Origin of the sequence: Tardiphaga sp., from assembly GCF_041424195.1 — a bacterium.
In the GTDB taxonomy this organism is placed as follows: Bacteria; Pseudomonadota; Alphaproteobacteria; order Rhizobiales; family Xanthobacteraceae; genus Tardiphaga.
Genome location: NZ_JBGMOE010000075.1, coordinates 1 through 20,475 on the forward strand (window position 1 = coordinate 1; position 20,475 = coordinate 20,475).

Annotated in this window: 19 protein-coding genes; 6 read left to right on the forward strand and 13 right to left on the reverse strand. The window is 62.1% G+C overall.

Translation table 11 applies throughout. The features are described 5' to 3' along the window. From ACEK02_RS11905 to ACEK02_RS11925, 5 genes are all read right to left on the reverse strand, one after another. A partial coding sequence (locus ACEK02_RS11905) for an efflux RND transporter permease subunit (RefSeq protein ID WP_371421918.1) occupies positions 1-1,115 on the reverse strand: 1,115 nt, incomplete at its 3' end. A gap of 27 nt (positions 1,116-1,142) precedes the next feature. Further along, positions 1,143-2,249, reverse strand: coding sequence for an efflux RND transporter periplasmic adaptor subunit (locus ACEK02_RS11910; protein WP_371421919.1), 1,107 nt, complete (start codon positions 2,247-2,249; stop codon positions 1,143-1,145). Positions 2,250-2,361: 112 nt separating this feature from the next. Then, the gene (locus ACEK02_RS11915) at positions 2,362-3,708 is read right to left on the reverse strand and encodes an MFS transporter (protein WP_371421920.1); all 1,347 of its coding nucleotides are present in this window, start codon (positions 3,706-3,708) and stop codon (positions 2,362-2,364) included. A gap of 115 nt (positions 3,709-3,823) precedes the next feature. After that, positions 3,824-4,405: a TetR family transcriptional regulator C-terminal domain-containing protein gene (locus ACEK02_RS11920; protein ID WP_371421921.1), complete on the reverse strand. Its 582-nt coding sequence runs from the start codon at positions 4,403-4,405 to the stop codon at positions 3,824-3,826. Between the two features lie 104 nt (positions 4,406-4,509). Then, positions 4,510-5,763 carry an Hsp70 family protein gene (locus ACEK02_RS11925; RefSeq protein ID WP_371421922.1) on the reverse strand — a complete coding sequence of 418 codons (1,254 nt, stop codon included), beginning with the start codon at positions 5,761-5,763 and terminating at the stop codon, positions 4,510-4,512. 239 nt (positions 5,764-6,002) lie between these two features. Here ACEK02_RS11925 and ACEK02_RS11930 point away from each other — a divergent pair, with 239 nt between their 5' ends. Further along, complete coding sequence (locus ACEK02_RS11930) at positions 6,003-8,345, forward strand: Tex family protein (RefSeq protein WP_371421923.1); 2,343 nt, start codon at positions 6,003-6,005, stop codon at positions 8,343-8,345. Positions 8,346-8,397: 52 nt separating this feature from the next. Here ACEK02_RS11930 and ACEK02_RS11935 read toward each other — a convergent pair whose 3' ends face one another. Together ACEK02_RS11935 and ACEK02_RS11940 are read right to left on the reverse strand one after the other, a co-directional pair. After that, positions 8,398-9,579 (reverse strand): amidase, encoded by a 1,182-nt coding sequence (locus tag ACEK02_RS11935; RefSeq protein ID WP_371421924.1) that lies wholly within the window; start codon positions 9,577-9,579, stop codon positions 8,398-8,400. Between the two features lie 31 nt (positions 9,580-9,610). Next, the gene (locus ACEK02_RS11940) at positions 9,611-10,846 is read right to left on the reverse strand and encodes an amidohydrolase family protein (RefSeq protein WP_371421925.1); all 1,236 of its coding nucleotides are present in this window, start codon (positions 10,844-10,846) and stop codon (positions 9,611-9,613) included. A gap of 268 nt (positions 10,847-11,114) precedes the next feature. On the opposite strand from ACEK02_RS11940, the gene ACEK02_RS11945 reads away from it, so the two are divergent. After that, positions 11,115-11,546, forward strand: a complete 432-nt coding sequence (locus ACEK02_RS11945) for a nuclear transport factor 2 family protein (protein ID WP_371421926.1) — start codon at positions 11,115-11,117, stop codon at positions 11,544-11,546. 53 nt (positions 11,547-11,599) lie between these two features. Here ACEK02_RS11945 and ACEK02_RS11950 read toward each other — a convergent pair whose 3' ends face one another. The 5 genes from ACEK02_RS11950 to ACEK02_RS11970 form a co-directional block, all read right to left on the reverse strand. Continuing rightward, a complete protein-coding gene (locus ACEK02_RS11950; RefSeq protein ID WP_371421927.1) occupies positions 11,600-12,559 on the reverse strand; it encodes a Bug family tripartite tricarboxylate transporter substrate binding protein in 960 nt (319 codons plus the stop codon). 174 nt (positions 12,560-12,733) lie between these two features. Continuing rightward, positions 12,734-13,699, reverse strand: a complete 966-nt coding sequence (locus tag ACEK02_RS11955) for a Bug family tripartite tricarboxylate transporter substrate binding protein (RefSeq protein WP_371421928.1) — start codon at positions 13,697-13,699, stop codon at positions 12,734-12,736. Positions 13,700-13,778: 79 nt separating this feature from the next. After that, entirely contained in the window at positions 13,779-15,128 is a 1,350-nt protein-coding gene (locus tag ACEK02_RS11960; RefSeq protein ID WP_371421929.1) for a hemolysin family protein, read from the reverse strand. Between the two features lie 55 nt (positions 15,129-15,183). Beyond that, positions 15,184-16,326: a 3-dehydroquinate synthase gene (gene aroB / locus ACEK02_RS11965; RefSeq protein WP_371421930.1), complete on the reverse strand. Its 1,143-nt coding sequence runs from the start codon at positions 16,324-16,326 to the stop codon at positions 15,184-15,186. Beyond that, positions 16,323-16,964 (reverse strand): shikimate kinase, encoded by a 642-nt coding sequence (locus ACEK02_RS11970; protein ID WP_371421994.1) that lies wholly within the window; start codon positions 16,962-16,964, stop codon positions 16,323-16,325. Before ACEK02_RS11970 ends, aroB begins: the two co-directional genes overlap by 4 nt. Before the next feature lie 175 nt (positions 16,965-17,139). On the opposite strand from ACEK02_RS11970, the gene ACEK02_RS11975 reads away from it, so the two are divergent. Next, complete coding sequence (locus tag ACEK02_RS11975) at positions 17,140-17,286, forward strand: histidine kinase (protein WP_092139789.1); 147 nt, start codon at positions 17,140-17,142, stop codon at positions 17,284-17,286. Here the strand turns inward: ACEK02_RS11975 and ACEK02_RS11980 are convergent. Beyond that, on the reverse strand, positions 17,276-17,854 hold the full coding sequence (locus ACEK02_RS11980; protein ID WP_371421931.1) for a TetR/AcrR family transcriptional regulator: 579 nt from the start codon (positions 17,852-17,854) through the stop codon (positions 17,276-17,278). The two genes, ACEK02_RS11975 and ACEK02_RS11980, sit on opposite strands and share 11 nt — an antisense overlap. A gap of 100 nt (positions 17,855-17,954) precedes the next feature. Between ACEK02_RS11980 and ACEK02_RS11985 the strand changes: the two genes are divergently transcribed. The 3 genes from ACEK02_RS11985 to xerD all read left to right on the forward strand — a co-directional run bounded on the left by ACEK02_RS11985 (position 17,955) and on the right by xerD (position 20,474). Further along, positions 17,955-18,995, forward strand: a complete 1,041-nt coding sequence (locus ACEK02_RS11985) for an SDR family oxidoreductase (protein WP_371421932.1) — start codon at positions 17,955-17,957, stop codon at positions 18,993-18,995. Between the two features lie 30 nt (positions 18,996-19,025). After that, a complete protein-coding gene (locus ACEK02_RS11990; protein ID WP_371421933.1) occupies positions 19,026-19,436 on the forward strand; it encodes a nuclear transport factor 2 family protein in 411 nt (136 codons plus the stop codon). Positions 19,437-19,520: 84 nt separating this feature from the next. Next, positions 19,521-20,474: a site-specific tyrosine recombinase XerD gene (gene xerD / locus ACEK02_RS11995; RefSeq protein ID WP_371421934.1), complete on the forward strand. Its 954-nt coding sequence runs from the start codon at positions 19,521-19,523 to the stop codon at positions 20,472-20,474. Position 20,475: the final 1 nt, after the last annotated feature.

Sequence of the window (20,475 nt, forward strand, 5' to 3'; positions counted from 1 at the left end):
AGCACCAGCGGCACCGACAGCGCCACCACGATGCCGGTGCGCCAGCCGAGCGCCAGGAAGCTGACAAACAGCACGATCGCGAGCGCCTCGACGAACGAGTGCGTGAATTCGCCAACGGCATGTTCGACCACCAGCGGCTGGTCGGCAATCTGCTCGACATTGATGCCCTGCGGGACGGCGGCCATGAACTCGGTCTTGGCCTTGTCGACATCCTTGCCGAGTTCGAGAATGTTGGCGCCATTCGCTGTCACCACGCCGATGCCGAGTGCGTACTGGCCCTTCTGCCGGACCTTGAAATCCGGCGGATCGACGAAGCCGTGGCTCACCGTCGCGATATCTCCGAGGCGGAACGTGCGTCCGTTGCTCTCCACCGGCGTTTCCGCGACAGTCTTCACGCCATCGAGCGCGCCGGTGACGCGCAGCGGCACGCGTTGCGATGAGGTTTCCACCGTACCGGCCGGCTGGATCGCATTCTGCTTGGCGAGCGAGTCGAACAGCGTCTGCGGCGTGATGCCGAGCGTCGCCAGCTTGGCGTGGGAGAATTCGACGAAGATGCGTTCGTCCTGGGTGCCGTAAAGATTGACCTTGGTGACGCCCTTCACCTTCAACAGGCGCTGGCGCAGGCCTTCGGCAACTTTCTTCAACTGCGCGAAATCAGCGCCGTCGCCGGTCATCATGTAGAGAATGGAGTCGACGTCGCTGAACTCGTCATTGACCGTCGGCCCGATCAGATTGGCCGGCAGACTGCCCTGCACGTCAGCGAGCTTCTTGCGCAGCAGATAGAACAGCAACGGCACGTCCTTGGCGGGTGCGTTGTCCTTGAACGTGACCTGCAGCGCCGTGAAGTTCGGCTTCGAATAGGTCTGCACCTTGTCGAAGTAAGGCAGCTCCTGCATCTTTTTCTCGATGGGATCTGCAACTTGCTCCTGCATTTCCTTGGCCGTCGCGCCCGGCCAGATTGCCGTCACGTTGACGACCTTCACCGTGAAGGACGGGTCTTCGGCGCGGCCAAGCTTCTCGTAGGAGATGAAACCACCAACACCGAGCGCGATGATCAGAAACAGGATCAGCGCGGGATGAGCGACGGCCCAGGCGGAGAGGTTGAAGCGATGCATCGACTTCGTCCTTTGAATGCGAGCGTCTTAAAACGACAATGCGGAGACGACGTGGACCTTCAGCGCAGGGTCCAGTTTCTGCACCCCGAGCGTCACGATCTTGGCACCTTCATCGACGCCACCTGAGATGATGACATCGTTGCTCTCATAGGACTTCACCTTGACGGGCTGCAGCGCGACGTCGCCCGATGCGCTCACAACATAGAGCGACGGATTGTTGCCCTGGCTGAACAGTGCAGAGAGCGGCACGCGCGCAACGCGTTCGGTGGCGGGATCGGAGAGTGTCAGCGTTGCCGTCATGCCGAGCGACACCTTGTCGTCGGCCTCGGGCAGCGAGAACTTGGCGAGATAAGTGCGCGTCGCGGTGTCGGCATTGGGCGCGAGTTCACGCAGCTTGGCGGCATATTGCTTGCCAGGCTCGGACCACAGCGTCACGCTGGCCTCGCCTTCCTTGGCACGGCCAACCAGCGTTTCCGGAACGGAGACCACCGCCTCCTTCTCGCCGAAACGCGCGACACGGATGGCGGCCTGCCCGGCTGCAACGACCTGACCGGCATCGACCAGCGTGGCAGTGACAACACCGCGGGTGTCGGCGATCAGCGTTGCATAAGAGAGGCTGTTCTTGGTGAGCTCGACGGAGCGCTCGGCGCGATTGAGGCGGGCACGTGCCTCGTCGCCCGACGCCTTGGCCTGATCGAGCTGGGCCTGGGTGGACCAGCCCTTGGCGCGCAGTTCGGTCGCGCGGCCTTCAGCGGCACTGGCATTGGCCAGTACACCGGTCGCCGCATTGAGTTCGGCCACGGCCTGCTCGGCCTGCAGCTTCAGGTCGACCTCGTCCAGCGTGGCCAGGGGCTGGCCGATCTCGACGGTCTGGCCGACTTCAACAAGGCGCTTGGCGACCTTGCCGGTCACCCGGAAACCCATATCGGTCTCGATCCGCGGGCGGATGGTGCCGACGAAACTGCGCTGCGGCGATTCCGGCTCGTAATGCACCGTCGCAACCAGCACAGGACGGGTCGGCTTGGCTTCAGCCTCGGTCTTCTTGCCGCATCCGGCCAGGAAAAGGGCGGGGATCAGCAGGAGTGCGGCGGCGAATGGCTTGCGGGAAGCGATGACTTTGGTTTGGCCGAGCATCACGAGCGTCCTTCGAATTGAATGTTCGAAGGACGTTAAGCCTGACCACTGACGAATGTCAATATTCGTCATTGGTCACGATTTCGACAGATTGCCGCACCGCATCACGGCATTATTTCACCCGTGCCGGTTTGCCGGCGGCTGCGAACTCCGTTGCTGTCCCGTGATTACCGACCAGCACTAGGATTCCGGCCACCAGCGGCATGGCCGCCAGGACCAGAAGCCCGGTCGAGGTGCTGCCGGTCAGTTCCTTGACCCAGCCGATCAGATAGGGGCCACCGAAGCCGGCGAGATTGCCGATCGAATTGATCAGCGCGATGGCGCCGGCTGCGGCCGTGCCGCTCAGCCACGCAGTTGGCAGCGTCCAGAACAGAGCGAAGGTGCAGAACACGCCGATCGCAGCGACCGTCAGCGCAACCATGGTCAGGGTCGGATTGGTGGAGATGCCGGACAACGCGAGCGCCACGGCGGTCAGCAGCAGCGGTAAGCCAACATGCCAGACGCGCTCGCGGGTCTGGTCGGAATGCTGAGCCCACAGCACCATGGCGATGGAGCCGAACAGATAGGGGATCGCCGTGACGAAACCGGTCTGCAGGTTGGTGAAGCCGAACGCCTTCACGATCTGCGGCAGCCAGAACTGCATGCCATAGAGGGCGCCGACGAAGCCGAAATAGATCACACTCAGCGTCAACACTTTCGGCGACAACAGCGCCTGCCCCAGCGTCATGCCGTGCATGCTCTCCTTGGCAAGGCGTTCGCTTTCCAGCTTGTCGGAGAGCCACATCTTCTGGTCGGGCTTCAGCCATCCAGCCTTCTCGGGCTTGTCGGTGAGATAGAACCAGGTGACGACGCCAAGAACGACCGAAGGAATGCCCTCGATGATAAACAGCCACTGCCATCCCTTGAGGCCCATGACGCCGTCGAGCCCCAGCAACATGCCGGAGATCGGCGCGCCAATCACCGTGGATACGGGCACCGCGATCGCAAAGGCCGCGAGGAAGCGCGCGCGATATTCAGCCGGAAACCAATAAGTGAGATAGAGGATGATGCCGGGGAAGAAGCCGGCCTCGGCGACACCGAGCAGGAAACGCAGCGAGTAGAAGCTCCATGGACCGCTAACCAGAGCCATCAGCGCGGAGATGATGCCCCAGCTCACCATGATGCGCGCGATCCAGCGGCTGGCACCGAATTTCTCCAGCGCGATATTGCTGGGAACCTCGAAGATGAAATAGCCGATGAAGAAGATGCCGGCGCCCCAGGCGAACACCGTCGGCGAGAAATTCAGCTCGGCATTCATGGTCAGTGCCGCGAAGCCAAGATTGACCCGATCGAGATAGGCCAGGAAATAAGCCAGCACCAGAAACGGGATCAGCCGCCACGAAATGGCACGGATGGTCGAGGTTTCGATGTCGGATTTCGCGCTGCGCGTGGCGCGTGCGCCGACGGCGGTCTGGCTCATGGTTCACTCCCGGTCGTTTGTTCTCGGCCACGGCCTCTGCGGGCCGCGCTGTCATGTCGCACGGTTTAGCGAAAGAGCCGGGGAGCGGCAATGTCTGTGCAGAGCAGCAATCCGCTCAGCGCAGTACCTGCGTGAACAGCACCTGCGCAAAGCGCTCGATCGGCGCCGGGCTGCGCTCGGCTTTCGACAGCAGGTTGGCGCCCTGGAGTGAGGAGACGATGAAACCCGCAACCTCCGCGCATTTGAAGTCAGCCGGCAGCTCGCCGGCTTTCACAGCAGAGGTCAGGCATTCGGCGATACTCTGCTGAACATCGGCGAAGATCGTCAATAATCGGCTACGAATGAGATCGCTGTGGTCGCTCGCTTCGGCCGTGAAGTTGCCGAACAGGCAACCATTGCACATCTGGTCTTCGGTCAGCCGGGCCACATTGGCATCGATATAGGCGCGCAACCGCGCCAACGGGGACAAGCCTTCATTGCGCAGCGTCTGCGCCATCAGCTCGCGGCCCTTGGCGAAATAGAGATCGATGATCTCAAGGCCGAATTCTTCCTTGGAGGTAAAGTGATTGGTGAAAGTACCCTGCGGTACGCCCGCGGCATGCACGATGTCGCGAACACTGGCCCCCGCATAGCCGCGCGCATGCACGACCTTCAGTCCTGCAGTGAGAATCCTGTCGCGATTCGAGAGCTTCGCCATGGGCCTAATATGGCTGCGCCAGGCGCTGGATCAAGCGACCGCCGTGCATGGGCCCAAGCATTCGGCCCCTATATTCAGTCTTGATATTCAGCGGACCCGAGCGTCTAGCCCTGCCCGTAGCGCCGGGCCGCCTCGACGGTCAGGCCCTTGCCGACGGCCCCGAACGTGTCGCCATCGATGGCACGGGCGGCGGGCAGCGCTGCCGTGATCGCCTTGCGGACATGGGCGAGCTGTACCGAACCGCCGGTCAGGAACACGGCATCGATCGCTTCGGGCTTCAGTCCGGCCTGGTTCAGGCAGATCTTGATCCGCGCGGTGATCCGATCGGCAAGCAATTGGGTATGGCTGACGAGTTCCTTGCGGGCGACGCCGGCAGCCAGACCCGGCTCGATCCAGTCGAGCGCGATGCTCGACTTCGGCTTGTCGGACAGGCCGATCTTTGCGCCCTCGACTTCCATCGCCAGCGTATGGCCGCGCTGTTCGTCCAGTACGCGCACGAGGCGATCCAGCAGCTCCGGCTGCTGGGCCTCATAGCGCACCTGCTTGACCTCGTTCATGACCCTGGAATCGTACATCCGGTTGATGCTCGACCAGGTCGCAAGATCGTGGAAATAGCCCGACGGCACATCGAGCCCGGCACGCTTCATCGCCGAGCGATAGCCCAGCAGCGGCATGATCACGCCAAGACTGAGATGCCTGTCGAAATCGGTGCCGCCGATGCGCACGCCGTCATTGGCAAGAATGTCGCCTTTGCGATCGGCATGGCGATGCCGCTCGGGCGAAAGACGCACGATGGAGAAGTCCGATGTGCCGCCGCCGATATCGGCGATCAGCGCAATCTCCTCCGAATTGATCTGACGCTCATAGTCCAGCGCCGCGGCGATCGGCTCGAACTGGAACGTGACGTCCTCGAATCCGACGTCTTTCGCGATGGCGCGCAGCGTGTCTTCGGCCTTGGCATCGCCCGCCGGATTGTCATCGACAAAATGGACGGGACGGCCATGGACGACCTGGCGAAGTTCAAGCCCTGTGGCCAGTTCCGCACGCCGCTTCACCGTGCCAAGATAATAGGCGATGACATTACGGAAGCTGACGCGCTCGCGGCCGACACGCGTGGTCTCGTCGATCAGCGAGGTGCCGAGCACGGATTTGAGACTGCGCATCAGGCGGCCCGGCGCGCCCTCCACATAGGCCTCAATCGCCTTGCGGCCGATGAGCGCGCCGGTATCGGCCTTGTAGAAGATCGCACTCGGAATTGTGACATGATAGTCTTCGAGCGCCGCCAGCACCGGGACATCATTGATGACGGTACCGAGCGTCGTGTTCGACGTTCCAAAATCCAGACCACAAACCGACATTGCCGCTCCCGAAAGGAACGTCCGTCTACACAGTTCGCAAGCTACGATCCAGCGTTATATTTTTGCACAGCCGCACTGTCCGGAAGCGCGTCAAACACTGGAATTTTCGAAGCAAAACAACGTGATCCACAGAACAATCGACTGCGTTTGGCGGGGTTGATGAATCGTGCGGCGTCGGTCCATAAGCGTTTTGCGACGGCGGTATGACCCGCCACAGAATTTCGAAGGAATCTCCACGCGTGGCAAACATCAATAAGAAGATCGCAGACGAACTTGGCGTGCGCGAACAGCAGGTCGCGGCGACGGTAGAGCTGCTCAACGGCGGCGCGACGGTGCCGTTCGTTGCGCGCTACCGCAAGGAAATCACTGGCGGTCTCGATGACGCACAACTGCGCACACTGGAAGAGCGCCTGACCTATCTGCGCGAGCTCGAAGAACGCCGCCTCGTGATTCTGGAATCGGTGCGCGAACAAGGAAAGCTCGACGCCGCGCTCGAAGCAGCGATCATGACCGCCGACACCAAGGGCCGTCTCGAAGACATCTATCTGCCGTTCAAACCGAAGCGCCGCACCAAGGCCGAGATCGCCAAGGAAGCCGGCCTCGAGCCGCTGTCGGAACTGTTGCTGACGGAGCCGCAGAACGATCCGAAGAAAGTTGCGGAAGCTTTCGTCAATGCCGAGAAATCGGTCGCCGATGTTGCCGCGGCACTCGATGGCGCCCGCGCCATTCTCGTCGAGCGTTTCGCCGAGGACGCCGACCTGATCGGCGCGCTGCGCGAGCAGATGTGGTCGAATGGCCTGATGGCCTCGACGGTGCGGACCGGCAAGAAGACCGAAGGCGAGAAGTTCAAGGACTATTTTGAATTCAGCGAGCCGCTGCACAAGCTGCCGTCGCATCGCATTCTCGCGCTGTTTCGCGGCGAGAAGGAAGAGATCCTCGATCTCGCAATGCAGCCCGAGCCGGTGCCGGCGACGCCCGCCCCAACCACCACACCGAGTTCCTATGAACTGAAGATCATGAATCGCTTCGGCGTCTCCGATCAGGGCCGCCCCGGCGACAAGTGGCTGATCGAAACCACGCGCTGGGCCTGGCGCACCAAGATCCAGGTCCATCTCAACATCGACCTGCGTATGCGGCTGTGGACTGCGGCGGAAGAAGAAGGCGTCCGCGTGTTCGCGTCGAACCTGCGCGACCTGCTGCTCGCAGCTCCCGCCGGCGCGCGCGTCACCATGGGCCTCGATCCCGGCTTCCGCTCCGGCGTGAAAACCGCAATCATCGACGCCACCGGTAAAGTCGTTGCGACGACCACGATCTATCCGCATGAGCCGCAGCGCCAATGGGATGCTTCGCTCGCCACGCTGGGCAAGCTTGCCGTGCAGCACAAGGTCGACCTGATTGCCATTGGCAACGGCACCGCGTCGCGCGAGACCGACAAGCTGGCGATGGATCTGGTCAAGCTGCTGCCGGATTTGAAGATGTCGAAGATCGTGGTGTCGGAAGCCGGCGCATCGGTCTATTCGGCCTCTGCCTTTGCCTCCGAAGAACTGCCTGAGCTCGACGTGACGCTGCGCGGCGCCGTCTCGATCGCACGCCGCCTGCAGGATCCGCTGGCCGAACTGGTGAAGATCGATCCCAAGGCGATCGGCGTCGGCCAATATCAGCACGATCTTGGCGAGAGCAAGCTGGCGCGATCGCTCGATGCGGTGGTGGAAGACTGCGTGAACGGGGTCGGCGTGGACGTGAATACGGCATCTGCGCCGCTGCTGGCCCGCGTGTCAGGCATCGGAACCGGATTGGCACAGAGCATCGTACAGCACCGCGATGCCAACGGCCCGTTCAAGTCACGCAAGGCGCTGAAGGAAGTGCCGCGGCTTGGCCCGAAAGCGTTCGAACAATGCGCCGGCTTCCTGCGCATCAATGACGGCGAAGATCCGCTCGACAAATCTGGCGTGCATCCGGAAGCCTATCCGCTGGTGCGCAAGATACTCGAAGCCACCAAGAGCGACATCAAGGCGCTGATCGGAAATGCCGAGATCCTGCGCAAGGTGCAGCCGAAGGCTTTCGTCGACGACACGTTCGGCCTGCCGACGGTGACCGACATCCTGAAAGAGCTCGAAAAGCCCGGCCGCGATCCCCGCCCCGCCTTCAAGGCCGCGGTGTTCATGGAAGGCGTCGAGAAGCTCAGCGACCTCAAGCCCGGCATGGTACTCGAAGGGACCGTCACTAACGTCGCAGCCTTCGGCGCATTCGTCGATATCGGCGTGCATCAGGACGGCCTCGTGCACATCTCGGCGATGTCGAAGACCTTCATCAAGGATCCGCGCGAAGTCGTGAAGTCAGGCGACATCGTCAAGGTGAAGGTGCTGGAAGTCGAAGTCGCCCGCAAGCGCATCGCCCTGACGCTGCGCATGGATGACCCCGTCGGCGCCAAGGCCGACCGCCCGCAAGCCGATCGCGGTCCGCGCTTCAACGAGCGTCAGATGACGTCGCGTGCGCCTGCCGCCAAGCAGGACAGCGGTGGCGGTGCGTTTGCCGAGGCGTTGCGCCGCGCGGCCGAAAAGGGCGCGGGCAAAGCGAAGTAGTACCTTTGACCTCTCCCCGCATTGCGGGGAGAGGGAGCTCACGGCCGGTGCGTTACGTCGCTTTCTCCAACTCCACAGCCAGCGCCAGAATATCCTCATCGCAATTACGGCCGCCCATGATCGACAGTCCGATCGGGCAATCGTCGAGCTTCGCCACAGGCAATGACACCTGCGGCGTCCCGGCATGGCCGGACAAGCAAAGCAGTTCGATCGCGCGGGCGCGGAACACGTCGAGTGTCGCATCCGGCGTGTTGCGCAGCGGCGCAATGCCCGGCGCGGTCGGCAACAGCATGACCGTATCGGCGGTCAGCAGCGACAACACCCTTTCAACAATGGCCTTGCGCATCGCGCGCGCGGCGGCGATCTCCGCCGGATCGAGCACCGCCGCTGCCGCGAAGCGCTCCTTCACGCCGGGACCGAGCTTCGGCTGGGCGGCCTTGATCCACTTGCCTTGGGCCGCCCAGGCTTCTTCCGACTGAACAACACGAAAGGTATTGCGCCAGGCACTGAGCTCACCGCCCGCGACATCCACCGCCTCGCTCGCGCCCACCAGCGCCTTGATGCGATCGACCGACGGCTGCAGCAGGTTGCGAACCTTCTCATCAACAGCGCCGAACAGGTCGCTTGCGATCAGAACGTTCTTCACCCGGCGCGGGGCACGCGCCTTGTCGAGCAGCACCTTGCCCACCTCGACCATCAATTCCGGCGTCCGCGCGAACCAGCCAACCGTGTCGTAGCTCGGCGCCAGCGGCACTGCGCCGTCGAGCGGGATGCGCCCATGGGTGGTGCGGATGCCGTAGATGCCGCAATAGCTCGCGGGCAGACGCACGGAGCCACCGGTATCGGAGCCGATGGCGAAGTCGACGAGATTGCCAGCGGTCGCTGCAGCCGAACCGCTCGACGAGCCGCCGGGGATGCGGCCGGGCGCGGCCGGATTGGTCGGCGTGCCATAATGCGCATTCTCGCCGTTGAGGCTCCAGGCCAGTTCATCGGTATGCGTCTTGCCGACCAGCTTCGCGCCAGCATTCAGCAACCTATCCACGATCGGCGTCGACTTTGTCGGCACCGGATGTGTCGCCAGCCATTCCGGGCTGCCGGCGCCGGTCGGCACATTGGCGAGATCGAAGAAATCCTTCAGTGCAAAGGTCAGACCCGCGAGCGGCCCCTCTGTCGTCGTCTGCACTTCGATGTGGCCATGATCCACAAAGGCATTGAGCGTGTCATTGATCGGCATCGAAGTCTCCGTACGGCAAAGGACGCCCTCTTCAGCTGGGCTTGAGCAGACTGGCAGCCGGCTTGATGAAGGTCCTGATCCCGCTCTTGAACCCGAACAGCGGCTGCGCGATCTCGCATACCGCCTCTGCCTTGGTCTCGCAATCGAGCACCACGAGATCGGCGGGATTGCCGACGGCGATGCCGTAATGCTTCAGGTTGAGCAGCTTCGCCGATGCCGACGTTACGAGGTCGAGACACCCGGCGAGACCGTCGATGGCGCCAACCTGCAGCACATTGGCATAGAGATTGACCATGCGGATCAGTGAGACATCGCCGAACGGCGTGAACGGATTCAGCACGTTGTTGGTGGAGATATTGGCGTTCACGCCCAATGCACGCAGTCTGTGCGCCGATGTCACCCCCCGCGGCACGTTGTGGTCGCTGTCGCGGCCGGTCAAAAACAGGTCGGTCGCGGGCAGCACCGTGACCGCAACGCCCGCATCCGCGAGCCGCTTCGCCGCCACCTCGAAATCCGCGGGCGGCATCGCCGACAGCTTGGTGGCATGGCCGATGGCGACACGGCCGCCCCAGCCGGTCGCTTCCGTCATGCGGCAGACTTCTTCATAATCGGACCGCGTCGGATCGAGATCGAAATCGAGATGGAAATCGATATCGACGCCGAACTCCTGCGCGATAGCGAATATCCTGGCGATCTGGCCGTTCGAATCCTTGTCGATATAGGGCACGCCGCCGATCAGATCGGCGCCCTCCCTCATTGCCTGCAACAGGACATCCTCGCAGCCGGGATCGTCGAGCAATCCCTCCTGCGGAAACACGCAAAGCTGCAGATCGATCGCCCAGGCGTAATCCTGCTTCAGCTTCTTCAGCGCGCGAAAGCTGGTCAACCCGATCCGTGGATCGACTTCCACATGGGTGCGCATGCGGTTGGTGCCGTGCTTGATCGCCTTCTCCAGCGTCTGCGATGCGCGCGCGTAAACGTCCTCTTCGGTGAAGTCGCGCTTGGCCCTGGCGACTTCGCCGATCACCTCCGCGAGCGTACCGTTCGCGCAATTGCAGCGGCCGAGAAGGCAGGATTTGTCGAGATGGATATGCGTCTCCACGAAGCCCGGCACGAGCAACCGCCCGCCAAGATCCTGATCCGGCGCCACGCCGCGCGGCAGGCCGATCTCGATGGCCTCGAACCGCCCGCCGCGAATGCCGATATCTACCGGACCATCGGGCCGGTCGGCAATGCGCGCGTTGCGCAGGATGAGGTCGAAAGTCATGGAAGGACTCCTGAAGAGGCCACGTCACCGATCGGGACGCAGTGAAAGCATAAGCATGGGCAAGCAAGGCATATGCCAAGGCGCATGCGATCCAACCCCGTATTAACTATATGAAATTACATTAATATCTTCAAAAAACCCTTCAGCGAGCGCCCAATAATCAGCCATCGCGCACAAAAATTGCATACGATCTGATGCATCTACCGAATACAATTCTGGCACCGGTTTTGCTATGATGGCATCAGCATCTGTCCGCAGGAGAAACCCGATGTCGCAATCCCTTACCGCGCTTGCGCCCGCTACCGATGAAACCGCTCAGGCCGCCGACCTCGTCGAGCGGTTTCTCGTCGCCTCGATGGTCCCGGATCCGGAAACTGCCGGTACCTTCATGTCGGCCGACGTCGCGATCACCTTCACCGGCGGACGCAAGTTCAAGCATCCGCGCGATGCCACCGCGTTCAACGCCATGCGCTACAAATGGGTGAAGAAGAAGATGGAGCGCACGGATGTGTCGCCCGGGAATGGCGAGACTATCGTCTACAATACCGGAACGCTCTACGGCGAATGGCATGACGGCACGGCGTTCGAAGGCAATCGCTATGTCGATCGCTTCGTGGTGCGCGACGGCAAGATCGTGAAGATGGATGTCTGGAACGACAGCGCCGAACGCATTCTCGTGCGTATGGACATCGAGGCTTAATCAGCTTCGTTTTGTCGAAAGGGCCCTCGCAATGACGAGGAGCCCTTGTCGCCTTACTTCACGTTCTTCAGCAACTCGATATTGGCAACGACTTCCTTCGCGACGAGGTCGTCCATCGCTTTCGGCTCCATCGGCATCGGCTCGACGCCGATCTTTTTCAGCGCTGCCTGCATCTCCGGCTTGGCCAGAACCTTGACGCCGGCATCATGCATCTTGCTGACGATCTCGGGCGGCGTCTTGGACGGCACGAACACGCCGATCCAGCTTTCGCTGACGCCATCCTTCAGACCGACTTCGGTCATCGACGGCACGTCGGGCAGTTCATTGCTCCGCTTGTCGGTCGAGACGACGAGCGCACGAACCTGCCCTTCCCTGATGAGGGGTAGCGCCGTGGCAGCCGGGCAAAAGTAAAAATCGATGCGGCCACCGAGAATGTCGGCGATCACTTCAGGGCCGCCGCGATATGGCACGTGGGTCGCCTCGAAATTGGCAGCGAGACGGAATTTCTCGGCGCTGATATGCACGGCGCTACCTACACCGACCGAACCAAAATTGATCTGCGATCCCTTCACCTTCGCATCCTTCAGGAAATCATCCACGGTCTTCCAGGGCCGCTCCTTCGGAATGATCATGATTTGCGGGCTGGAGCCGATCATGATGACGGACGACAGGTCTTTCGACGTGTCATAGGGCAGGTTTGGAAAGATCGCCGGCGTGATCGCCAGCGCCGACGAATGCGCCAGGATGCTGTAGCCATCCGGCTCCGCCTTCGCCACCGCGTTAGTGCCGATCGAGCCACCGCCGCCGACGCGGTTTTCGACCACGATGGTCTGGCCGAGTTCAGGGCCAAGGCGCTCGAAGAATATCCGCGGCACCACATCGGTGGCGCTGCCGGGGCCAAACGGGATGGTGGCCTTGATCAACCGGGTCGGCCAGTTGCTTTCGGCCTGCGCCGCGACAGACGACAACAGCACACCGGCGAGAACACACGACCACTGCACAAACTTATTCATACCTTGCTCCAACAATACCATTCGACGGCAATGGCGGCCCAATGATCGGGCCAATCGCGGTAACGAAGCAAGTTTCGGACCGTTTGAAGCCTAAAACAACGCCCAGACGCGCCGTGATCCAGGCCAGAGAAAGGACAACACCGCCTCACCATACAGGCAACGCCGGCAGTCCGCCTACTTGGCCGCCACCTCGCCCTTGAGCAACACCTTGTTGTCAGCGATCTCCTTGACGAGCAGAGCATCCATCTCGGATGACTTCATGGGCATCGGCTCGACGCCGATCTTCTTCAGCGAAGCCTGCATGTCGGCCGTATTCAGCACCTTGATGCCGGTCACATAGAGTTTTTCGATGATCTCCGGCGGAGTCTTCGACGGGACAAACACACCGAACCAGATCGAACTATCTGCATTCTTGAGACCTGCATCGATCGGCGTCGGCACCTCCGGCAGATCCCGCACCCGGGTCGGCGTCGATACCACCAGCGCGCGGACCTGACCTTCGCGAATGAGCGGGAGTGCCGTGGCGAGCGGGCAGAAATAGAAGTCGATGCGGCCGCCGATGATGTCCGTGATGACTTCAGAGCCACCGCGATAGGGGATGTGCGTGGCCTCGAAACCGGCGGCGGCGCGGAATTTTTCCGAACTGATATGCACGGCACTGCCGACGCCCACCGACCCATAATTGATCACCGTGCCTCTGGTCCTTGCAGCGGCCAGGAAATCCTGAATCGTCTTCCATGGCCGCTCGTTGGGCACGATCATCACATTGGCCGCATAGCCAATCATCAGCACCGAGGACAGCTCCTTCGTGGTGTCGTAATTGAGGTTGGGAAAGATCGCCGGCGCGATGGAGATGGCGTTGGTCTGCGACAGCAGCGTGTAGCCGTCCGGATCGCTCTTCGCGACTGTGCCGGTGCCCACCGAGCCACCGGCGCCCACCCGATTCTCAATCACGATCGGCTGCCCCAGCTCCACGCTCAGCCTCTCGAAAAAGAGGCGCGGGACCACGTCGCCCGCACTGCCGGCGCCGAATGGATTGACGGCCCTAATCGGCTTCGTCGGCCAGTTGGTGTCAGCCTGCGCAGCGCTGCACATCAACACACCCGCCAGCACACACGACAATCGCCAGGACTTGTTCATCGCTCGCTCCAGTTGCGCCATTCGATGCGAACGGCAGCTCATGGAGTAAGGCAAAAGCAAGAACCGGACCGGCGAGGACCTAGAACGACGTCCCGGCCCGCGGCTTTTTCTCCGGCACTTCCGGCTCGGTCGGCACCGGTCCGATGCGCAGCGCGGTGATGCGGTTGCGTTCACGGCGCAGCACGCGAAAGCGGAAGTTGTAGAAGGTGAAGCTCTGCCCGCGTTCGGGGATGGAGCGTGCTTCGTGAATGACGAGGCCGGCCACCGTTGTCGCTTCGTCGTCCGGCAAATGCCAATCCATGGCACGGTTGAGATCGCGGATCGGTACCGAACCATCGACGACGACTGAGCCATCCGCTTGGTTACGCACACCAGCCACGACCACGTCATGCTCGTCAGCGATGTCGCCAACGATTTCTTCCAGCAAGTCTTCCAGCGTCACCATACCTTCGACTTCGCCATATTCGTCGACGACGAGGGCGAAGTGGGTCTTGCGGCGACGAAATGCTTTCAACTGATCCGACAGCGGCCGCATTTCCGGAACGAACCACGGCGGCAGCGCGATGCTGGCGACGTCGATCTTGGCGGTATCGCCATCGACGGCGCGGATCGCGCGCAGCAGATCCTTGGCGTGCAGCACACCGATGATGTTTTCCGGCTTCTCGCGCCAAAGGGGAATGCGGGTATATTCGGTGGCCAGCACCTCGCGCACCAGCTCTTCCGACGGCAGGTCCGCATTGAGTGTCACCATCGCCGTGCGATGAACCATGACGTCGGACACCGCGAGATCGCCGAAGCGAAACACGTTCTGGATATATTCGGCCTCGCCCGACGCGATGCCGCCATGCTCGGCGGATTCACCGACCAGGCCTTCGATCTCCACACCGGTGAGGATCTCATGCGGTGATGCTTCCTGCACGCCGAGCAGCGCCAGTGTGCCGCGCGACGCCGCATTGAGCAGCCAGTTTAGCGGATAGAACAGGACATAGGACGCATAGAGCGGATAGGCGATCCATTGCGACACCGGCTCTGGCTGGCGGATCGCCAATGTCTTCGGCACCTGCTCGCCGATCACGATATGCAGCGAGGAGAAAACAAGGAAGCCGGTGAGGAAGGAGGTGAAGTGCAGCGCGGAGTCCGAGAGGCCGAGCGGATCGAGCACCGGCTTCAGCAGCGCGGCGACCGTCGGCTCGCCGACCCAGCCAAGGCCGAGAGAAGCCATTGTGATGCCGAGCTGGCAGCAGGCCAGATAGGCTTCGATATTGCCCATCATGCCCTGCAGCAGGCGCGCGCCGAAGCGGTTCTGCTCGACCATGCTCTTGACGCGGAAGCCGCGGCTTTTGACCAGCGCGAACTCCGCCGCCACGTAAAACGCGTTGGCGGCGAGCAGGAAGATCGCGATCAGCAGATTGACGGTAATCGAATTCATGAAAGTCCTGCGACGGCGCCGGCTTTGGTCGTTTCCAAACCGGACACGGTCAGTTCTATCCCGTCAGCTTCTGATGCAGAAAGGCGCGAACAGTCGCGGGATCGACATCGCTGGCGATCACGGCCTGGCCGACGGCCTCCAGCAGAATGAAGGTGAGCTTGCCGCGCTTCACCTTCTTGTCCTGCGCCATGAGCGCCATCAGCGTGTCCGCATCCGCAAGGCCTTCCTGCGCGAAGCCGGCAATGTCCTGCAGCTTCGTCGGCAGCCCCACATCGGCGAGATGGTGCTGCACGCGGGTCGCATCGCTCTCTGGGATCATGCCAAGCTGCGCCGACAGTTGCGCCGCCAGCACCATGCCGACCGACACGCCCTCGCCATGGAACAGTCGGTCCGAGAAGCCGGTCACCGCTTCCAGCGCATGCCCGAAGGTATGACCGAGATTGAGCAACGCGCGCTCGCCATTCTCGCGCTCGTCGCGCGACACGACACCGGCCTTGGCGCGGCAGGAGGTAGCGATGGCGTGTTCGCGCGCTGCACCGCCGCGCATGATCTCGGCATGATTGGCTTCCAGCCAGGTGAAGAACTGGTGATCGCCGAGGACACCGTATTTGGCGACTTCCGCATAGCCCGAACGAAATTGCCGTGGCGACAGCGTATCGAGGACCGCCGTATCGGCTACAACAAGCACCGGCTGATGGAACGCGCCGAGCAGATTCTTCCCCTGCGGCGAGTTGATTCCGGTCTTGCCGCCGACGGAGGAGTCGACCTGCGCCAGCAGCGATGTCGGCACCTGCACGAAATCGACACCACGGCGCACGATCGCTGCGGCAAAGCCGGCGAGATCGCCAACTACCCCGCCGCCGAGCGCGATAACGAGATCATTGCGCTCGATCTTCGCTGCGATCAGGGCTTCGGAGACTTTTTCGAGCCCGGCATAGCTCTTCGAGCTCTCGCCTTCGTCGACGACAATGTGCGAGGTCGGAATATCTGCCGCCGCGAGTGACGCTTGGGTCGCTGCCAACCAGTGCTTGGCAACGGTCTTGTCGGTCACGATCGCAGTTCGCACGCCCGGCCGCAGCTTGGCGATGCGCGCACCGAGCGACGGCAGCACGTTGCGGCCGATGACGATGTCATAGGCACGGTCGGCCAATGCGACATCCACAGTAATCGGCTCGGAATGCTTCAAGGGCGCAGTCATAGTTGAGAACTCAAGGGATCGCCTGTCGGTTCGGAAATGGCGGAGGCCGCGTGCGGGCGGAACAGATGTTCATGCAGCGCGATGATGCTCTCATCGACGATCTTTTCATGCGGCACGTCGCGCGAATCGATCGTTATGTCGGTCTGCTCGTAGAACGGATGCCGCGCCTCGATCAGCCGCGCGATGGTGGCGGCGGGATCCGCGGTCTTCAGCAGCGGTCGGTTTTCCCGGCGCCGGACCCGACGCAGGATCACGTCGGCATCGGCCTTCAGCCACAGCGAGATCGCCTTGTCGCGGATCTTCTGGCGAGTGTCCTCACGCAGGAAGGCGCCACCACCGGTCGCCAGCAGGATCGGTCCACTGTCCAACAGCCGGGCGATCACCCGCGCCTCACCGTCGCGGAAATGCGGTTCGCCGTGGACTTCGAAAATGTCGGGGATCGACATCCCGGCCGCCGCCTCGATCTCGTTGTCCGCGTCGACAAAAGGCAGCCGCAGCCGTGTCGCCATGCGCCGGCCAATGGTCGATTTGCCCGCCCCCATCATGCCCACCAGCACGACCGAGCGCTTTCCCAGCGCCGCGACGATGGCGGCCTCCTGGGATGCGCTGGCAATCGCCGGCAAGATGGTCTCGGACATCAAAAACACCTGCAAAATCAGTGAGCGACAAGGGATCGCAGAGGTTTGCCGCATTCCGGTCACCTATACTACCCCCAGCGCCAGCGTTGCCAGTACCTCTTGCAGTCTGTATCCGAACGGGGTGACCGCCTCAGGCGGAACGAATCGTCCCATTTCGCCGCCGAGTTCCCTGATCATGCCCAGCCTGTTCCGCTTTTTGACGGTCGTCGCGGTGATCGGCGGCGTGGTCTATGGCGTGATCTTTGCGCTGGCCAATTTCGTCAATCCGAAGCCACGGGATATGACGGTCACCATCCAGCCGGATAAATTTCTCAAGAAATAGCCGTGCGCAGCAGGCGCATGAAGAGCTGCATGTCCTCCGCGAATTTCGGACCAGCCCCCTCCGCGTGCTTGATGCCATCGATCGCGGCGACAATGACGCCCGCAACATCGGCTGGTCTGGCTTGCAGTGAGCCGAGGCTAATCCTGCCCGCGGTTTCCGCATCACTCAGCGCTTGCGCCAGAAGGGCTATCAGTCTGGCCCGCGCGGCAAGCATTATATCCTTGGCCAGAGCCATGTTCGCGTCGAACAGTTCAGTCGCATCCGGACTGCCGACGAAGGGCGCAATGAGTTCACGCTGAAACACGGCTACCGCCGTTTCGATGCGACTGAACACGTCGCCCGCGCCGGCAAGCGCTGCTTCGACTTCCCGCATCGTCCGGGCGTGGGCCCGGATCGATCCTGCTCTGAACAATTCTTCCTTGCTGTTGAAGCTCAGATAGAGCGACGCCCGCGAAATTCCCGCCGCGCGCGCGATATCGGCCATCGACGCCTTGCGAAAACCGTGACGGACGAACACCGGCAAAGCGGCATCCAGAATGTGATCGGATTTGGCGTCTCGTTCGCTCATTCAGACAGATTGACAGTTCGTGTCCAATGCGTCAAAAGACAATTAGACATAATTAGTCCATCTGTCTAATCGATATATCCTATAGAGGTCAGGAGCGAACATGCATTCAGGATTGGCCGACAATCGAGGCATCACTGTTCTCGTCACGGGCATCGGCGGCTTTCTGGGCGGACATGTCGCCCGGCAACTGCTGGCCAACGGCTACTCCGTCCGCGGTAGCGTTCGTCGCATGAGCGGCTGCGACCGGATGGCCAAGCAGATCTGTGCGGCGCCGACGGACTCGCATTCCCTCAGTTTCGTCGAAGCCGACCTCTGCTCCGATATCGGATGGGATGCCGCCGTCGCAGGCTGTCGCTACGTCATCCATGCAGCATCGCCATTTCCGGCAGACCTTCCGAAGGATGAAAACGAACTGATCCAACCCGCGCGGGACGGCGCGTTGCGTGTGCTACGTGCCGCACATCATGCGGGCGTGACGCGGGTGGTGCTGACCTCCTCGATTGCGGCCACCAATCACGCGAGTGGCAAGGCGCCGTATACCGAAGAGAACTGGACCGATCCGACGGACAAGCGGGCCACGCCCTATTACAAATCCAAAACGCTGGCCGAACGGGCGGCATGGGCCTTTTCTGCACAAACCGGGCTGGATCTCGCCGTTATCAATCCAGGGATCATTTTCGGACCTCTGCTGGGTCCGGACTACGGCACGTCGATCGGGCTGCTTCAGCAGATGATGAGTGGCAAGCTCAAACGCGTGCCGCGCTTCGGCGTCGCAGCGGTCGATGTCCGCGATGTCGCCGATGCGCATATCCGGGCGATGACCCATCCGGATGCGTCAGGTCAGCGCTTCATCGCGGCCGGGCAGTTTCTGTGGATGCGCGACATGGCGGCCGTACTCGCCCAGTCATTTCCGAACTATGCGCCGGCTCTGCCCTCGGGCGAGGTGCCAAACTGGATGATCAAGGCGATGGCGCCGTTCAGCGCGCGGTCGCGCATGATCGTCCACGAACTCGACGTCGATCTGAGCGTCAGTGCCGCCAAGGCGAAGCGGATGCTCGACTGGCAACCACGGCCGGCCGAAGAGGCCATTCGCGCCAGCGCGCAAAGCCTGATCGACCACGGCCTGCTCGCGACCTCCTGAATTCTCACCTCACAACAACGGAACCAGCCTATGACCTCTTCCATCGTCGATCCGAAAGAGCATCCGAACGCGGACGCCATCCGCGGCGTCGAACGCGCGCGGCTTCGTGCGCTTGTGAGCGCCGACATCGCAGCGGCAGAGCCACTGCACGCCGCAGACTTCCAGTTGATCACGCCGATCGGCGCAGCGCTGTCAAAAGCCGAATATCTCGGCGCCGTTGCAGGCGGCCACATCAAATATCTGACATGGACGCCGGGTGACATCACCGTGCGGCTGTATGGCGCCAGCGCCGTGATACGGTATCGCGCTCGCATTGAGGTCGTGTTCGGAGGCCATAAGGTCCCGCCCGGCGACTATTGGCACACCGACGCTTACGAAATGCGTGACGGGCATTGGATGGTGGTCTGGTCGCAAGCCACATCGATAACCGCACGTGCCTGACCCTTATAGAAACTGCGCGTGCTCCAGGCTGCTGCAGTGGACGAAAACCGCTGCTGCAGCCCGGATCATGGGTTATGATGGCACATGACCACTTCCTCCGACGCCAAGCTCTCCAACCTGTTCCTCGACATGCTCGCCGCCGAACAGGGCGCCGGCGTGAACACGCTCGACGCCTATCGCCGCGACCTGGAGGACTTCTCCGAATTCGCAGCCGGCGCGAAATCCAGTTTTGCCGGTGCCGACACCCAGTTGCTGCGCGATTACCTAGAAGACCTCGACGAGCGCGGCTTCAAATCGACCACGGTGGCGCGGCGCCTCTCCGCAATACGACATCTGTTTCGCTTTCTGCTCAGCGAAAAAATCCGTGCCGACGACCCCGCCGCCATCCTGTCGGGCCCCAAGCGCGGCCGCAGCCTGCCCAAGGTGCTGTCGATCGCCGATGTCGACCGCATGCTTGTGCAGGCGCGAAGCCAGGCACAGAACATCGAGGCCTCGCCCCAGCAAAGACTGCGCGATGCCCGGCTCTATTGCTTGCTTGAAGTCCTCTACGCCACCGGGCTTCGCGTCTCCGAGCTGGTCTCGCTACCGCTCACGGCGGCGCGGCGCGATGCGCGGATGATCGTGGTGCGCGGCAAGGGCAACAAGGAGCGGCTGGTACCGCTCAATGAAACTGCCAAACAGGCAATGGCCGAATATCTCGCCGCGATGGCTGAACTGCAGAAGACCCAACCTAAAAAGGGGGCCGCCTCGAAATGGCTGTTTCCGTCTTTCGGCGAGAGCGGCCACCTCACCCGGCAGCATTTCGCGCGCGATCTGAAAGAACTCGCCGCAGTATCCGGCATCGCGCCGCGGCTGGTCTCGCCGCACGTGCTGCGCCACGCCTTTGCCAGTCATCTGCTGCATAACGGCGCCGATCTTCGCATTGTGCAGACGCTGCTCGGCCACACCGATATTTCGACGACGCAGATCTACACCCATGTGGTGGAAGAGCGGCTGAAGAGCCTGGTCCGCGACCTGCATCCGCTGGCTGAGAAATAGC

Coding starts and splice junctions, on each gene's coding strand:
- ACEK02_RS11935 (WP_371421924.1), bottom strand. CDS start 9,579: ATGCCGATCAATGACACGCTCAATGCCTTTGTGGATCATGGCCACATC.
- ACEK02_RS11955 (WP_371421928.1), bottom strand. CDS start 13,699: ATGAACAAGTCCTGGCGATTGTCGTGTGTGCTGGCGGGTGTGTTGATG.
- ACEK02_RS11915 (WP_371421920.1), bottom strand. CDS start 3,708: ATGAGCCAGACCGCCGTCGGCGCACGCGCCACGCGCAGCGCGAAATCC.
- ACEK02_RS11980 (WP_371421931.1), bottom strand. CDS start 17,854: ATGAGCGAACGAGACGCCAAATCCGATCACATTCTGGATGCCGCTTTG.
- ACEK02_RS11990 (WP_371421933.1), top strand. CDS start 19,026: ATGACCTCTTCCATCGTCGATCCGAAAGAGCATCCGAACGCGGACGCC.
- ACEK02_RS11975 (WP_092139789.1), top strand. CDS start 17,140: ATGCCCAGCCTGTTCCGCTTTTTGACGGTCGTCGCGGTGATCGGCGGC.
- ACEK02_RS11970 (WP_371421994.1), bottom strand. CDS start 16,964: ATGTCCGAGACCATCTTGCCGGCGATTGCCAGCGCATCCCAGGAGGCC.
- ACEK02_RS11910 (WP_371421919.1), bottom strand. CDS start 2,249: ATGCTCGGCCAAACCAAAGTCATCGCTTCCCGCAAGCCATTCGCCGCC.
- ACEK02_RS11925 (WP_371421922.1), bottom strand. CDS start 5,763: ATGTCGGTTTGTGGTCTGGATTTTGGAACGTCGAACACGACGCTCGGT.
- xerD (WP_371421934.1), top strand. CDS start 19,521: ATGACCACTTCCTCCGACGCCAAGCTCTCCAACCTGTTCCTCGACATG.
- ACEK02_RS11945 (WP_371421926.1), top strand. CDS start 11,115: ATGTCGCAATCCCTTACCGCGCTTGCGCCCGCTACCGATGAAACCGCT.
- ACEK02_RS11950 (WP_371421927.1), bottom strand. CDS start 12,559: ATGAATAAGTTTGTGCAGTGGTCGTGTGTTCTCGCCGGTGTGCTGTTG.
- ACEK02_RS11960 (WP_371421929.1), bottom strand. CDS start 15,128: ATGAATTCGATTACCGTCAATCTGCTGATCGCGATCTTCCTGCTCGCC.
- aroB (WP_371421930.1), bottom strand. CDS start 16,326: ATGACTGCGCCCTTGAAGCATTCCGAGCCGATTACTGTGGATGTCGCA.
- ACEK02_RS11985 (WP_371421932.1), top strand. CDS start 17,955: ATGCATTCAGGATTGGCCGACAATCGAGGCATCACTGTTCTCGTCACG.
- ACEK02_RS11940 (WP_371421925.1), bottom strand. CDS start 10,846: ATGACTTTCGACCTCATCCTGCGCAACGCGCGCATTGCCGACCGGCCC.
- ACEK02_RS11920 (WP_371421921.1), bottom strand. CDS start 4,405: ATGGCGAAGCTCTCGAATCGCGACAGGATTCTCACTGCAGGACTGAAG.